The organism is Campylobacterota bacterium (assembly GCA_040752835.1).
Lineage (GTDB): Bacteria > Campylobacterota > Campylobacteria > Campylobacterales > Sulfurimonadaceae > Sulfuricurvum.
This window is the reverse complement of record JBFMGG010000007.1, coordinates 424,424-437,574: the sequence shown is the minus strand read 5'-3', so window position 1 is coordinate 437,574 and position 13,151 is coordinate 424,424. Positions and strand designations below refer to the sequence as shown.

Below are 13,151 nucleotides of genomic sequence, written 5' to 3'. Positions count from 1 at the left end.
AACAGAAACCATTAGAATTTACGATTGCGCATTGAATACCGCGTAATAGCGTTGTACCTTGAGGCATTCTTGTTATCCCGTAATTGTAAATTGGCTTATTTCTGCGACTTATAATTCAAACACGCTACAAATGCATCGGCGAACATGCTACAATCATCCCCGACGATTTACCGACACATTACATTCAAGAGCAAACCAGCATGGGCAAAAAGACCGTATACGAAAAAATATTCGCCATCCACGACCGGACGATAGAAGCGTTGCGCGAACAGCACATCCCGCCCTATCCCTCCCATTATAAAAAGCATTTTGACGCCATATTTGTTCAAGAGGCCGATAAGAATCTCCTCAAAAACCATAAACCCGACGAAACCTCCACCGACGAAAACCACGAAGGGCTGAGCCGCTATCTTGACATCGCCCATCGCTCGCTCAACGCTTTTGCCGAAACCCATTCGGATATCTCCCACGTCGCGGAGCTGCAGGAACAGTACCTTAAAAACGTCGCGGGGAATCACCTGGAGCGGTGCGTCACTTTCGTCGAAGGGCTCAGCGAACTGGGCCAGAATATGACACAAGAGCTGAAAAAGGCACAGCAAAAAATCGATGCCCTGAGTGCCGAACTCAAAAACGCCGTCGAAAGCCTCACGACCGATACCCTCACCCAGGTGGGAAACCGCCGCGCATTTATCGACGATCTGGGCCGGATCATCGAAGCGGGCAAAGACAAACAGCTTCCTATTGTTTTGATGATGATCGATGCCGACAATTTCAAGCTTCTCAACGACGAATACGGCCATCTTGCAGGGGACAAAGTCCTCTACTTCCTTGCGCAGAGCATCAAATCGATCATCCGTTCGGGGGACAAGGTCTATCGCTACGGCGGCGAGGAGTTTGCGGTCATCCTCAACCGCTGCGATCTGGATCAGGCGTTTCCGATCGCCGATAAAATCCGCTCGAAAATCGAACACAGTCATCTGATCTATGCGGGGAAAACCATTCACGTCACCGTCAGTATCGGGGTAACGCTCCACCGCCACGGCGATACTCACGATACCCTGATCGAGCGTGCCGACGATGCCCTCTACCGCGCCAAAAAAGCCCGCAAAAACTGCACTGTCGTTTTCGACACCCCCAAGCCCCAAGAGTAAAGTGTAACCCTACGACTCCTTCACGGACGGTCGGGTTTCGGTTCGTTACACCCTGCCGGATTATTCTCTTTACAAAGACAAAAATTTAATCCTATCCATGCTACAATTTCAAAATTTTTTATAAGGGCCTTCCCATGTTAACCGATCGCGTCAACACACTCTCCGAATCGATTACCATCGCAATTTCAACCTTAGCACAAGAACTCAAAGCTCAGGGGAAAAATATCCTCAGTTTCTCTGCCGGCGAACCCGATTTCGACACCCCGCAGGTGATCAAAGACGCCGCCATCAAAGCGATCAACGACGGCTTTACGAAATACACCGCCGTAGACGGGATCCCCGAACTCAAAGCCGCCGTTGCCCTCAAGCTCAAACGGGACAACGCCCTGGAATATAAACCCAATCAGATCATCGTCAACAACGGAGCGAAACACTCTCTTTACAACCTCTTTGCCTGTACGATCCAAGCCGGCGACGAAGTCATCATTCCCGCTCCCTACTGGGTCACCTACCCCGAACTGGTTATGTACTGCGGCGGAAGCGTCGTCGAGATCATGACCGACGATGCGAGCGGGTTCAAAATCACCCCCGAGCAACTCAAAGCGGCATTGACGCCGAAAACAAAAATGCTGATCCTCACCTCTCCTTCGAATCCGACGGGTGCGGTCTATACGCGTGAGGAACTCGTTGCCCTGGGCAAAGTGCTCGAAGGGACCGATGTCATCGTCGCCAGCGACGAAATGTACGAAAAACTGATCTACGACGGCGAGTTCACCTCGGCCGCGGCAGTCAGCGACGATATGTTCAAACGCACCGTCACGATCAACGGCCTCTCCAAATCGGTCGCGATGACGGGATGGCGTTTCGGGTACATGGCCGCGGCCAATACCGAAATCATCCAGGCGACGAAAAAACTCCAGAGCCAGAGCACTTCGAACATCAACAGCATTACGCAAAAAGCGGCGATCGTCGGCCTCAACGGCGAAGCGGACGCCGACATCGAAGCGATGCGCGTTCAGTTCAAAGCGCGGCGCGACGAAGCGGTCAAACTCTTCAACGAGGTTGACGGTCTCAGCGTCCTCTCTCCTGCCGGAGCCTTTTACCTGTTCGTCAACATCAAAGAAGTGAGCAACGATTCGATGCAGTTTTGTAAAGAGCTGCTGGAAGATCAGGGGGTCGCCGTCGTTCCGGGCGTAGGGTTCGGTTCTGAGGGGTACTTCCGCTTCAGTTTTGCGACCGATATCGAAAGCATTCGTGAAGGGATCAAACGTATCGCGACGTTTGTCGCATCCAAAAAATAACTTTTTTCTTTCACATTCCCCGCACGAAATAGCGGGGACTTCTAAATCATTTAATACTTTTCAATGCGTCTACGACGGCGTCGATGTTTCCCATTGGGATGTGAACTTTCCATTCGGGGTTTTTGGCATCACCCGAGAGCGATACTCCGATACTTGCGACGCTGTCGCTCCCCTCACCGTAAGGTTCATCGATTTTACTGATACTGATGACCCCTTTTTTCGTACCGTCGAGAGGAATTTCACTGATAATCGTTGCACCTGAGCTCATACAATCTCCTAATCGATAATGATATGGGAAAGAGTTTAGCCGATTTTGGCTAAAGCAACCTTAAATTCAATCGGTCCCTTCGCCTTTGAAGCCGTTGCCGTAGATATAGGCGTACATTTTGCGGTAGTAGCGGGCATTGCGCGCCGGATCGGTGGGGGCGTGGTGGTAGCGGCCGAGCGTTTCCCAAGAATAGCCGAAACTTTTGACCAGTCGCGTCAGGATGCCGTTAGCCTTTTCACGGGCCGTCGGCTCGTCGAAATATTCGTGGACGAAAGGGTTGGGATGGTATTTGTAATTGATCTGGTAAGGCCCGAGGTCGAGGTTCGTGATTCCTCCCTCAATCAGCGCCTGAGCCTGCATCGCGCACTCCTGCGTCGAACCGCAGCGGATCAGATGGCCGTTGACGGCGAATCCCGCTGCTGCCGCACGCTGGGCGTCTTCGATCGCGTTGATCCGGATGACGTGCGGATTGCACGCCCCGTTTTCCTGAAGGCATTCGCAGTGTTTGATCGCATCGAGAACGATGTCGGGCATCCGGAATTCACCCGGGGCGTCGGCGGCATTGAGCAATGCCGCACTCATCACAATCCCTGCCATCCATCTCTTCATCCGCGATTCCTCCGACTTTAGGATTCGATCATTTTAGCCAATTTTGCCTGCAGTTTCAGCCACAATTTATGCTCCATGAGCGGAAAGCCGCTGTAAACGCCACTTTTTGCAACATTTTTTGTTACTCCGGCACGGGCAGCCAGGGTTGTAAAGGGGGCAATGCTCAGGTGTCCGGCCGTCGCGCTCTGGCCACCCATCACGACGTTGCGCCCCAACGTGGTCGATCCCGCAAGCCCCACCTGCGAAACGAGGATCGAATATTCGCCGACCACGCAGTTGTGGCCGATCTGGACCAGATTGTCGATTTTCGAGCCCCGTTTAATCAGCGTCGAACCGAATACCGCGCAATCGACGGTACAGTTGGCCCCGATCTCGACGTCGTCTTCGATTACGACGTTTCCGTTCTGATAGAGTTTGACGTGTTCGCCCGTTTTGGTGTGGGCGTATCCGAAACCGTCGCTTCCGATCACCGTTCCGGCATGGATGCTCACGCCGTTGCCGACGACGCAGTCGCGGTAGACGCAAACGTTGGGATAGAGAACAACGTTATCGCCGATGCGTGCCTCGGCCCCGACATAAACCCCGCTCATGATCGTGCAGTTTTTTCCGATCAGGGCGCCGTTTTCGATGTGTGCGGTCGGGTATACGACCGTCCCTTCGCCGATGAGAGGCGCTTGGTCGCTGCTTTGGATCGGCTTGGCGAAATATTTCGAAAGCTTCGCTACCGCCATGTAGGGTTCGTCGCTGGGAAGCGCAATCACCCCCTCCGGCAGAAGCGCGGCTTTAGCGGCGGGGAGGATGACGGCCGAGGCTTTGGTATCGGTCAGCTCTTTTTCGTATTTTCCGTCGGAGAGAAACGATATTTCTCCCTTCTGGGCATTCTGCAGCGTATTCATCGACGCGATTTCGATGTTACCGTTTTCGACGCTGCATCCGACGATCGATGCGATTTCGGAGAGTGTCATCTTATCTCTCCAGGGCGACAGAGCCGCTACGGACGATCTCTTTTGGGTGAAAACGCTTGATCGCTTCGAGGAAATGGCCGACGCGTGAGGGCTCATCGGCTACCATCGCGATCAGGGTATCGCTGCCGACGTTGACGATGCGGCCGTTGTAGGCGTGGGCCAGCGCTTCGATATCGCTGAGCGATTCGTTCAGGGGGATCTTGACCATCGCCATCTCTTTTTCGACAAGATCGGCATGCTCGTAGACTTTCAAAACGGGAATCAGTTTGTGCAGCTGTTTGGTAATCTGCTCGATCACCCGTACCGAACCGGCAGTGACAATCGTAATCCGCGAATATTTCGAATCGGGGATCGGTGCCACGGTGAGCGACTCGATGTTGTAGCCGCGCCCTGAAAACAATCCGACGATGCGTGAGAGGACGCTCGCCTCGTTCAGTACGATAACGGAAATAACTCTGCGTGCGTTTTCCATTATTTCTCCTTGTATTCGAGCATCATGTTAAAGAGCGATCCGCCCGCGGGAACCATCGGCAGAACGTTTTCGAAACGGTTGACGACGACGTCAATGATCGCCACGACATTTTTGTCGATCGCGTCTTTGAGGGCGGCGTCAAACTCCTCTTTGGTGTTGACGCGGTACCCTACCCCGCCGAAGGCTTCGGCGAGCTTGACGAAATCAGGTTGCATCGAGAGATCGGTCTGCGAGTGGCGCTTGTCGTAAAAGAGGGTTTGCCACTGGCGTACCATCCCCAAAAAGTTGTTGTTGAGGATGACGTTGATGACGGGGAGCTTGTACTCGACCGCCGTCATCAGTTCCTGGATATTCATCAGGATCGAACCGTCCCCGGTGATGTTAATACTAACCCGTTCGGGATCGGCGCGCTTGACCCCAAGAGCAGCGGGGAAACCGAATCCCATCGTCCCAAGACCGCCCGAACTGATCCACTGGCGGGGGCGACTGAACGGATAAAACTGCGCCGTCCACATCTGGTGCTGTCCGACGTCGGTGGAGATGTTGGCGTTTTCGCCCAGCAGCTGGCCGATCCGCTCGATGACCCACTGGGGTTTGAGACGGTCTCCCTCTTCTTTGTACGAGAGGGGGTGGAGCTTGTTGAAATTGGCAATCGTATTGTGCCACGACGCATAACGTGCCGGATCGACCTGCTCACGCGCCAGCGGCATCATCTGTTCAAGGACGTTTTTGACGTCGCCGACGATCGGGAAGTGGGCATGCACCAGTTTCGAAACCGATGCGGGATCGATGTCGACGTGGATAATCTGGGCGTTTTTGGCGAACTCCGAGAGTTTTCCCGTGACGCGGTCGTCGAAGCGCGCGCCCAGGCCGATGACGAGATCGGTCTCGGACATCGCCATGTTCGCCGCGTACGAACCGTGCATCCCGAGCATCGAGATAAGCAGCGGATCGTCAAAGCAGAGCGTCCCGCGCGCCATAAACGTCTCGACCGCGGGGATCTGCGTCATCCGCGCAAACTCGCGGACCAGATCGGCGGCACCCGAACTGACGACGCCCCCGCCGAGGTAAAGGAGCGGCCGTTTGGCCGCGGCGATCGCCTCGATCGCTTTTTTGATCTGGCGGGCGTTTCCTTTGGTCGTCGGTTTGTAGGTTTCGAGTTCGACCTCTTTGGAATAATCAAACGTCGCGATCTGCGCCGTCACGTCTTTGGGGATGTCGACGTGAACCGGACCGGGACGGCCCGTGCGGGCGATGTAGAAGGCCTCCTTGAGGATACGCGGCAGGTCGGCCGCGTCGGTCACGAGGTAGTTGTGCTTCGTACACGGGCGGCTTATCCCGACCGCGTCGATCTCCTGGAACGCGTCGGTTCCGATGAGCGACATGGGAACCTGCCCGCTGATGACGACAAGGGGAATGGAATCCATGTAGGCATCCGCCAGTCCCGTTACGCCGTTGGTGAATCCCGGACCCGAGGTGATCATCGCGACCCCTACTTTGCCGGTCGCTTTGGCATACCCCTCCGCCGCGTGGACCGCCGCCTGTTCGTGGCGGGTCAGAATGTGCTGAAAAGAGCGTTGTTTGTAGATCTCATCATAGACGTTCATGATCGCTCCGCCGGGGTATCCGAACACCACGTCGACGCCCTCGGCGATAAGTGCTTCGATAACCATCTGCGCACCGCTGATTTGCATGTCGTCTCCTTTATACTGTTTGATTTATTACGCTTACCGCTATGGTACTAAAGCTTGCCGCGCGAAAGAGGCGGACGATTCTAGTTCCGGGAATATAACGGAAAAAAATTGGCCCATTATAAAAGAAAGAAGCTATAAATTACGTTAAGGCGGGGAAAAGGAAGGGGCCAAGGAGCTAAAGGAGCTCCAGCCTGTACAAAAACTGCCGCTCTTTGTAGGAGGGGATATCGAGTTCCTGTCGGTATTTCGCGATGACGCGGCGGACCATTTTGACGCGGAAACGTTCTTCGATCATTTCGTGCAGCGTTTTGTCGCTGTAGGGGTCATCTTTGTTTTCGCTCTGCACCAGGCGCTGCAAAAAGTGTTTGATCTCGGACGTCGAAACCTCTCCGATGGAGTTCGAGAAAAAGTCCTTGAACGCATAAAGCCCACGCTCGGTCTGGATGTATTTGTCCGCGATGGCACGGGAAATGGTCGATTCGTTGAAGCCCAGTTCGTCGGCGACGTCCTGAAGGCGCAGAGGTTTGAGCTCGCCCCCCATGAAAAAAGCGTACTGTTTTTCGAGCAGAACCAGCGCGACGTTGTACAGCGTCGCTTTGCGCAGGTCAAGGAGCTTGACGAGTTCGCGCGCCTCTTTGAATTTCTGTTTGGCGAAATGGTCGTATTTGTCGATCTGATGGACCTGCAAATCGGGGTAGAAGGCATGATTGATCCGGATGTTGAGTTCGGAGCCTGAAAACTCGACGAACAGGTCCGGGGTAATCTGCGCCTCGGGTTCCATGTATTCAAGTGCCGGAGGGTTTTTCAGATGCTGCAAAACGTGTTTGGCATCGGAAAGACGGGGATGCTTGATGAATTTCTCCATTTTATCGAACTGCAAAATCATCGCACTGAGCAAAATACTCAGTTCATCGTCAAGATCGTAATCCGCGAGCTGGAACAAAAACGATTCTTTGTAATCGCGCGCGCCCACGCCGGAAGGTTCGAGATGGGCGAAACGCTGTCGCACCCGCTCGACGCTCTGGGGGTCGGTATCGCACTGGCGGGCGACCTCTTCGACGCTCCCTTCGAAATACCCTTCCTCATTGATGTAATAAACGATCTGGCGGGCGATTTTCTGTGAAATCGGCGTCGGAAACAGCGGGGCGACGATCTGTTCGTCGAGCTTTTCGTACAGGGAGGATGAAGCGATGCTGAGCCATTCGATCTGGTCGGACGAGGCGTTGGAAACGTAGTTTTGAAACGCCCCGTAGGCCGATGAACCTCCCGAAGAGGCATTGGACTGTTCAAAGCCCGATTTGACTTCGAGGCAGGGGTTTTCATTGGTAATCACCTGCAAATGCTTTTCGAGGTCGTTCAAAGAGCATTGGAGCAAAGGTAGCCACGTCTGCATCGAAAGTCTGGGAAGTTGTTTCTGTTTGAAAGAGAGAGTTGTCTGCATCGTCTTCACCTGATACGAATCGTTTGATCGCTCTATGCGTTGCATATTTCGTTCTCGTTCATTATAGGGGGAGATTCGATGGGAATTCGGGGATAACTGATTAAAAAATAATCAATTTCGCCGGGACGGATGCAACACCGTCCGCGACGTCGGATACGCCGGGCGCATCAGTATTTGAGGCGAACCAGTCCGTTCGGTGCGACGACTTTCATCTGGCAGGCGAGACGCGCTTTGGGATTGCTTTCGTTCAGCGTTTTCAGTACCGCTTTCTCTTTGTCGTTGATTTCGCTCATATACTCCATCCCCGACTCGACCGATACGACACAGGTACCGCATTCGCCGTCACGACATCCGAAAGGCAAAGCGCTTCCCGAAGCTTCGACGATATCCTGGATCGTCTTGCCCGGGCGGACGTTGATCGCCAGAAAGTCATTCATAATTTCTACACGTGTTGTCATCCCAACTCCTTTTTATTATGATGATGCACTAAACGAACGGGTCGTTTAGGATTAACCCTTGCGGGCACACTGTCCGGAACCGATTTCCGAACTCTCCTAATCCCAAAAAAAGTGCGATGCTACTCCCCCTTTTCCTGAGATTGCGCCGTTTTTTCGGCTGCTTTTCGGGCACGGTGTTCTTTAAGCCACCGCAGTTCTTCGGCGACTTCGTCGTAGCCGTCTTCCTCTTCCGCCGCTTCGAGCTCGGCTTCACGGCATCCGAAGATAACCCCCTCTTCGAAAAAATTCACTTCGTAAATCCGGATCGTCTGCAAAAAATCGCCGATTTTTCGGACGTACCCCTCCGCTCCCGCATCGACGAGAAAATCTCCCGGGGCGGCATAAGGATAGGTCCCGTCGTTGCGGATCGCCTTGATCAGCCTGACCCGCTGTCCGATACGGAATACGGGGAGGATTTCGTCTTTGGCCGACATTTTGTAGAGGTTGGTCCGGCGGGCTTCCTCACTGATCGGCATCTCTTCAGAAGTTGACGCTGTTGTGGTTACCGGTGCAGGCATGGGCTCCATTGCTCACCTCCGTAATGTCGTTGCAGCTTCCGGCGGTCGAACAGGTTCCGCAGGCGCTGGGTTTGTCGAACATCGACCACACGTCCGCCGCCGAGGGACTGTAACCGTTTTCAAAGTTTTTATAGACGCTGAGGAGGGCGAATTTGTAGTATTCGAGCAGTTTCGCGTCGCTTCCCATGTCGTGGCCTTTGGCCTTCTCCACCAACTCCCCGAACTTTTTCATGATATGGAACCGTTTTACCTGAACCAGACGTTCATCGTAGTTAATATCAAAGAATTCGAAGAACTCTTCGGCATCGGTGATTTTTTCAAATTCGGCCAGCGTACCCATCGTTTCCTCCTTTTAGAGCCCCATCTCGTTTTTGAGCTGGGACGCCCATGCGCTGACGCGCGATTCGGTCAGTTCCTCCTGGTTGACGTTGTCAAACGCCAGCCCGCAGAATTGCCCGTCCTTTTCGGCAAGTGAAAAATCGTATTCGAACCCCTCGGTAGTCGTAAAGCCGTAGGCCTCTGCCCCCAGCGAGGTGAAGAGCTCGTGCAATTTCCCCAGAGCGCTGACAAAGTGTTCGCCGTGGGTCTTTTGGTCCCCCGCACCGAAGAAGGCCACTTTTTTGCCGCCCAGATCGGGGCGGTCGTTGGAGAGCTCGTAGAGGGGGTCGACCCAATCGCGCTGCGGGTCCCCCTGCCCCCATGTCGACGAACCGATCAGGAGGACGTCGAATTCGTCGAACTGGTCGATCCCCTCAAAGTCCTCTTCCATGTCGATGAGCTCGGAACCATTGAACTCTCCTGCGAGTTGTTCAGCCGCTTCGCGGGTCGCCCCGGTACTGCTTCCGAAAAAAATACCTACTTTTGCCATCGTTGTCTCCTTTATCCTTGGTTAATGCACGGTTTGTACTGCTCGTAGATCGTTATCGCGCTGTCAAGCATTTTGTCGCCGTCCTCGAAGAGCGCATCCAGGGTGCGGTAGCTGAAACGGTGTGCATCCTTGAAATACTTGTTGACGATACAGATCCGATCGGCGATGACGGCACACCGTCCGAACCCCTCGTGGCTCATCTCCATGATGACGTTGCATACGACCCCCGTTTTGCGCTCGAATGACAACGCGACCGCCTTGTAGATCATCTTGATGTCGTTGATCATCATCTCGTCGATGTCGGCGATGAGGGGGATCTGTTTGAGCTCCTCTTTGGTCTTGACGTATTTTTTAATGAGGAGTTCCTCGTCGCCGATTTTTGCCCAGTTTCCGAACTGATCCATTGCCCGCAGCTGGCGGACGATTTCGATCCCGAAATCGCTCAAAGTCGTGGCTGTTTCCATGTTATTCCCCCTCCGCCCAGCGGTCCTGGCGGACGTCGCGTTCGGTCTGCATGTGGATGATCCGTTTAATCCACGGCGGCGGATTGGAGTTGATCATCGCCACGAGTGATTTGAGGATCTCTTCGATCAGGGTGGGTTCGTTCACTTTCATCGGATGAATCCCCGCGCGGATCACCTTGGCCGCTGCCGTACCGCCGATGCTCTCGCAATACATGATGTTGACACCCGCCAGCGCGCGGACCCGGAAATCGGTTTTGTCGTCATCCTCTATCCCCGTAGTGTCGGTTTTGATCACCTCGCAGAGCGAAAATCCCTCTTTGGAGACGTTGTAGACGACGAACTCCCGCGCCCCGCCGAAATGGGCGTTGATCTCTTCCATGTCCTTGGTCGCGAAGGCGACTTTCATCGCGTTCGGTACCATCCCTTCCCCTTCAACCGTGATTTTCGTATTCATAGTGTCCTCTCTATCCGTGATGTTTTACTTTTCGCAATGCATTGGCCACTTCGAACAGGAAGTAGGTGCTCCCCTCGTATAACTGGTCGTTTTTGAGGGGGTTCCCCAGCTCCTCGTAATTCGGAAATCCCCGGATGACCAGTGCCGTATGCGGATAACTGTGCAAGATCCGTTCTGCATGGAAGTTGCTGATCACAAGGTCGGCGTTTTCAAAATAGGGTTCCGCGTCTTCGAGGTCACCGACGATCACCCGTTCGGCTTTTACCCCTTCCAGAACCGGGCTTGGGACCGTGGAGACGGCCAGATCGACCGTCCCGCCGACGCTGTGCAGCAGGGCGCAGATGCCGCTGAGCATGTCCGGTTCTCCCGTCACGACAAAATGGGAAGTTCCAATCAGGAAATGGGTGTCGAGCATCGCATCCTGCAGACGCGAACGCCACCGTTTGACGAGCGGCTTGGGCTCGGAGTGTCGCAGTTTCATAAGTGCCCCGACAAAATTGTCGCACCCTTCCAGTCCCATGACGTGATCGAAATGCAGATGCAGGATGGAAGGATTTTTGACCAGCAGCGCCGATGCGGCCTTTTGCATCGATGCACCGATCGAAACCACGACCGACGCGCTGGCGAGGTCGCGCACCTCATCGACACTGATCCCGCCGTTGGCGAGTTTCCCCTGTCCCTCTTCCCAGTACCCGTCCAGCGACGTCGACAGATCGGGGAGCGCGTACGTTTCGAATCCGAAATCCCCGCAGAGGCATTTAAGCTTTTCGACCTCGATCGGCTGGAGACTCACGTGAGGGAGGAGGACGAGCCTGTTGGGCTTGATGCTTGCCGAAGGTTCGGTCAGCTGTTCGATCATCGCCGTGACGGTGAGCGCCCATCCGCTCTCCATCCCCCCTTCGTAATCGGGGGTGTTGACGTAGACGTAAGGAATCTCGACGTGTATTCCCACACCGCGTACGTCGTCCCCCTTGGTCTCCGTCAATCCCGTCGTGTGAAGCCCGATCATGCTGGGGCGGAGATTTTTCTCCTTTTCCGTGATGTTTTCGATCGCCATCAGGATCGAGTAATCCCCTCCATCCAGGACGGCCGTGATGTCGCTCACCGAGGTGTTGCGCACGGCGATCGGTTCGTTAAAATGGCGGGTGAAAAAGACCTTGGTGTACGAAGCGCACCCCTGCGCGGCGTGCATGAGGGGCATACAGTCTTTGACCCCTAAAAACGCGAGGGTCGCCCCCATCGGCTGGGAGTGTTTGATCGGGTTGACTTGAAGCGGTTTGTGGGATGTAAAAACGGTGCGGCTGGGTTCCATGACAACTCCTTGTTATCATGGAAAATGCAAGTTTTGTGCGAGAAGTACCTATTTAGTATTGTTTTGTTTCAGAAGCCAATTTATCATACAAATTCTACAAGTGGTAACTACATTTCTTCGAAATTGATCATCATCAATATTTGCCCAACTACCAAATCTTATAGGTTCCACTTCACCAAGAAATAATTTGCCTGTATGAAGTATTTTCGATCTCTGTTTATATATTCTTGTTGCGTATTCTCTGAACTCAGGAGATGGTGATCCATATTTTCCGAAAAAATCTCTAAACTTTTCAGTCAATGAGTATTTTTTCTGTCCACAGTCTTTACAGCTTTCCACTTTTTTTTTCTTGAAATCAATTTCTATCAATGTTTCCAACGAAGAAACCAGTGCCGTAAAAGATAAACTTGGATGTTCCGACCACAGTTTTCTTCCCTGATTGAATAACGAGCATGCTGAAAGAAATGATTGCCTTTTACTATCCGTCAATTCAAAATATTGTTTCAGAAACATATCTATTCGGTCAGGTAAGTCAAACCCCTGTCCTATAACTCTTCCGTACTGAGTAAGATATTTATTTGTATCAATTAATTCTATTGGATCATAATCTCCGTCTGAAAATGTAGTTATTTTTGACTCAAATCCATCATACCAATACCCATTTTGACCCCATTGTGCATCTTCTATTTTATCATTCCCCATAGGTATAAACCAACTTTGAGAAGGAAAATAGTCAAATATTTGATGAAAAGAAAAAAGATTCATGAGAAGTAAAATTTCTTTTAAAACTTTTCGTGCGTCATCATTGTTGACTATCCATTGTTCTGATTTATACCCATCAAATCTTTGTCTTGGTGTTTTATCAATTTTAAATCGAAATTCAATTATACAAGGATGATGTGCCAAAACATATGGCGGTTTAGGTGCTTTTTCTTCAGCAGGCAAAATTTGAAACAAGTCATTAAATCTATATGTGCCTTTTATCGGAACATCAGACATGACTAAAACTTTTCGATATTCCCAGTCCTTATTTTCCATTCATTCCATCTATATATTTCTGATTTCAAAAGTTGTTTGATTCGTTTAAGCCATATAATCGTATCAGATATTGATACGATTAATTCTAATCACATCAAA

16 protein-coding genes are annotated in these 13,151 nt (G+C 52.5%); 2 read left to right on the top strand and 14 right to left on the bottom strand.

Going from position 1 to position 13,151, the window contains the following annotated elements; all coding sequences use genetic code 11:
• Positions 1-200: 200 nt before the first annotated feature.
• Together AB1763_08230 and AB1763_08225 are read left to right on the top strand one after the other, a co-directional pair.
• A complete protein-coding gene (locus AB1763_08230) occupies positions 201-1,151 on the top strand; it encodes a GGDEF domain-containing protein (GenBank protein MEW5832809.1) in 951 nt (316 codons plus the stop codon).
• Between the two features lie 134 nt (positions 1,152-1,285).
• A complete protein-coding gene (locus AB1763_08225; GenBank protein ID MEW5832808.1) occupies positions 1,286-2,452 on the top strand; it encodes a pyridoxal phosphate-dependent aminotransferase in 1,167 nt (388 codons plus the stop codon).
• Positions 2,453-2,498: 46 nt separating this feature from the next.
• Here AB1763_08225 and AB1763_08220 read toward each other — a convergent pair whose 3' ends face one another.
• From AB1763_08220 to AB1763_08155, 14 genes are all read right to left on the bottom strand, one after another.
• On the bottom strand, positions 2,499-2,720 hold the full coding sequence (locus AB1763_08220; protein MEW5832807.1) for a hypothetical protein: 222 nt from the start codon (positions 2,718-2,720) through the stop codon (positions 2,499-2,501).
• Between the two features lie 66 nt (positions 2,721-2,786).
• Positions 2,787-3,329, bottom strand: a complete 543-nt coding sequence (locus AB1763_08215) for a hypothetical protein (protein MEW5832806.1) — start codon at positions 3,327-3,329, stop codon at positions 2,787-2,789.
• 17 nt (positions 3,330-3,346) lie between these two features.
• Positions 3,347-4,294: a UDP-3-O-(3-hydroxymyristoyl)glucosamine N-acyltransferase gene (gene lpxD / locus AB1763_08210; protein ID MEW5832805.1), complete on the bottom strand. Its 948-nt coding sequence runs from the start codon at positions 4,292-4,294 to the stop codon at positions 3,347-3,349.
• Position 4,295: 1 nt separating this feature from the next.
• Positions 4,296-4,766 carry an acetolactate synthase small subunit gene (gene ilvN, locus AB1763_08205; GenBank protein ID MEW5832804.1) on the bottom strand — a complete coding sequence of 157 codons (471 nt, stop codon included), beginning with the start codon at positions 4,764-4,766 and terminating at the stop codon, positions 4,296-4,298.
• Positions 4,766-6,460: an acetolactate synthase large subunit gene (locus tag AB1763_08200; protein MEW5832803.1), complete on the bottom strand. Its 1,695-nt coding sequence runs from the start codon at positions 6,458-6,460 to the stop codon at positions 4,766-4,768. The genes ilvN and AB1763_08200 overlap by 1 nt, the downstream gene beginning before the upstream one ends.
• Before the next feature lie 175 nt (positions 6,461-6,635).
• Entirely contained in the window at positions 6,636-7,946 is a 1,311-nt protein-coding gene (gene rpoN, locus AB1763_08195; GenBank protein MEW5832802.1) for an RNA polymerase factor sigma-54, read from the bottom strand.
• A 122-nt stretch (positions 7,947-8,068) separates the two neighbouring features.
• On the bottom strand, positions 8,069-8,359 hold the full coding sequence (locus tag AB1763_08190) for a 2Fe-2S iron-sulfur cluster binding domain-containing protein (protein MEW5832801.1): 291 nt from the start codon (positions 8,357-8,359) through the stop codon (positions 8,069-8,071).
• 119 nt (positions 8,360-8,478) lie between these two features.
• Complete coding sequence (locus AB1763_08185; protein MEW5832800.1) at positions 8,479-8,925, bottom strand: nitrogen fixation protein NifZ; 447 nt, start codon at positions 8,923-8,925, stop codon at positions 8,479-8,481.
• On the bottom strand, positions 8,879-9,256 hold the full coding sequence (locus AB1763_08180) for a nitrogenase-stabilizing/protective protein NifW (GenBank protein ID MEW5832799.1): 378 nt from the start codon (positions 9,254-9,256) through the stop codon (positions 8,879-8,881). The genes AB1763_08185 and AB1763_08180 overlap by 47 nt, the downstream gene beginning before the upstream one ends.
• Positions 9,257-9,268: 12 nt before the next feature.
• Entirely contained in the window at positions 9,269-9,784 is a 516-nt protein-coding gene (locus AB1763_08175; GenBank protein MEW5832798.1) for a flavodoxin, read from the bottom strand.
• Positions 9,785-9,795: 11 nt separating this feature from the next.
• Positions 9,796-10,248, bottom strand: coding sequence for a NifX-associated nitrogen fixation protein (locus AB1763_08170; GenBank protein MEW5832797.1), 453 nt, complete (start codon positions 10,246-10,248; stop codon positions 9,796-9,798).
• A gap of 1 nt (position 10,249) precedes the next feature.
• Entirely contained in the window at positions 10,250-10,702 is a 453-nt protein-coding gene (gene nifX, locus AB1763_08165; protein ID MEW5832796.1) for a nitrogen fixation protein NifX, read from the bottom strand.
• Positions 10,703-10,712: 10 nt separating this feature from the next.
• Positions 10,713-12,014, bottom strand: coding sequence for a nitrogenase iron-molybdenum cofactor biosynthesis protein NifN (gene nifN / locus AB1763_08160; protein ID MEW5832795.1), 1,302 nt, complete (start codon positions 12,012-12,014; stop codon positions 10,713-10,715).
• A gap of 48 nt (positions 12,015-12,062) precedes the next feature.
• Positions 12,063-13,052, bottom strand: a complete 990-nt coding sequence (locus AB1763_08155; protein ID MEW5832794.1) for a hypothetical protein — start codon at positions 13,050-13,052, stop codon at positions 12,063-12,065.
• Positions 13,053-13,151 lie beyond the last annotated feature (99 nt).

Bases quoted from the DNA above. Each gene is read 5' to 3' on its own strand.
- AB1763_08230 (MEW5832809.1), top strand. From the start codon at position 201: ATGGGCAAAAAGACCGTATACGAAAAAATATTCGCCATCCACGACCGG.
- AB1763_08225 (MEW5832808.1), top strand. From the start codon at position 1,286: ATGTTAACCGATCGCGTCAACACACTCTCCGAATCGATTACCATCGCA.
- AB1763_08220 (MEW5832807.1), bottom strand. From the start codon at position 2,720: ATGAGCTCAGGTGCAACGATTATCAGTGAAATTCCTCTCGACGGTACG.
- AB1763_08215 (MEW5832806.1), bottom strand. From the start codon at position 3,329: ATGAAGAGATGGATGGCAGGGATTGTGATGAGTGCGGCATTGCTCAAT.
- lpxD (MEW5832805.1), bottom strand. From the start codon at position 4,294: ATGACACTCTCCGAAATCGCATCGATCGTCGGATGCAGCGTCGAAAAC.
- ilvN (MEW5832804.1), bottom strand. From the start codon at position 4,766: ATGGAAAACGCACGCAGAGTTATTTCCGTTATCGTACTGAACGAGGCG.
- AB1763_08200 (MEW5832803.1), bottom strand. From the start codon at position 6,460: ATGCAAATCAGCGGTGCGCAGATGGTTATCGAAGCACTTATCGCCGAG.
- rpoN (MEW5832802.1), bottom strand. From the start codon at position 7,946: ATGCAACGCATAGAGCGATCAAACGATTCGTATCAGGTGAAGACGATG.
- AB1763_08190 (MEW5832801.1), bottom strand. From the start codon at position 8,359: ATGACAACACGTGTAGAAATTATGAATGACTTTCTGGCGATCAACGTC.
- AB1763_08185 (MEW5832800.1), bottom strand. From the start codon at position 8,925: ATGGAGCCCATGCCTGCACCGGTAACCACAACAGCGTCAACTTCTGAA.
- AB1763_08180 (MEW5832799.1), bottom strand. From the start codon at position 9,256: ATGGGTACGCTGGCCGAATTTGAAAAAATCACCGATGCCGAAGAGTTC.
- AB1763_08175 (MEW5832798.1), bottom strand. From the start codon at position 9,784: ATGGCAAAAGTAGGTATTTTTTTCGGAAGCAGTACCGGGGCGACCCGC.
- AB1763_08170 (MEW5832797.1), bottom strand. From the start codon at position 10,248: ATGGAAACAGCCACGACTTTGAGCGATTTCGGGATCGAAATCGTCCGC.
- nifX (MEW5832796.1), bottom strand. From the start codon at position 10,702: ATGAATACGAAAATCACGGTTGAAGGGGAAGGGATGGTACCGAACGCG.
- nifN (MEW5832795.1), bottom strand. From the start codon at position 12,014: ATGGAACCCAGCCGCACCGTTTTTACATCCCACAAACCGCTTCAAGTC.
- AB1763_08155 (MEW5832794.1), bottom strand. From the start codon at position 13,052: ATGGAAAATAAGGACTGGGAATATCGAAAAGTTTTAGTCATGTCTGAT.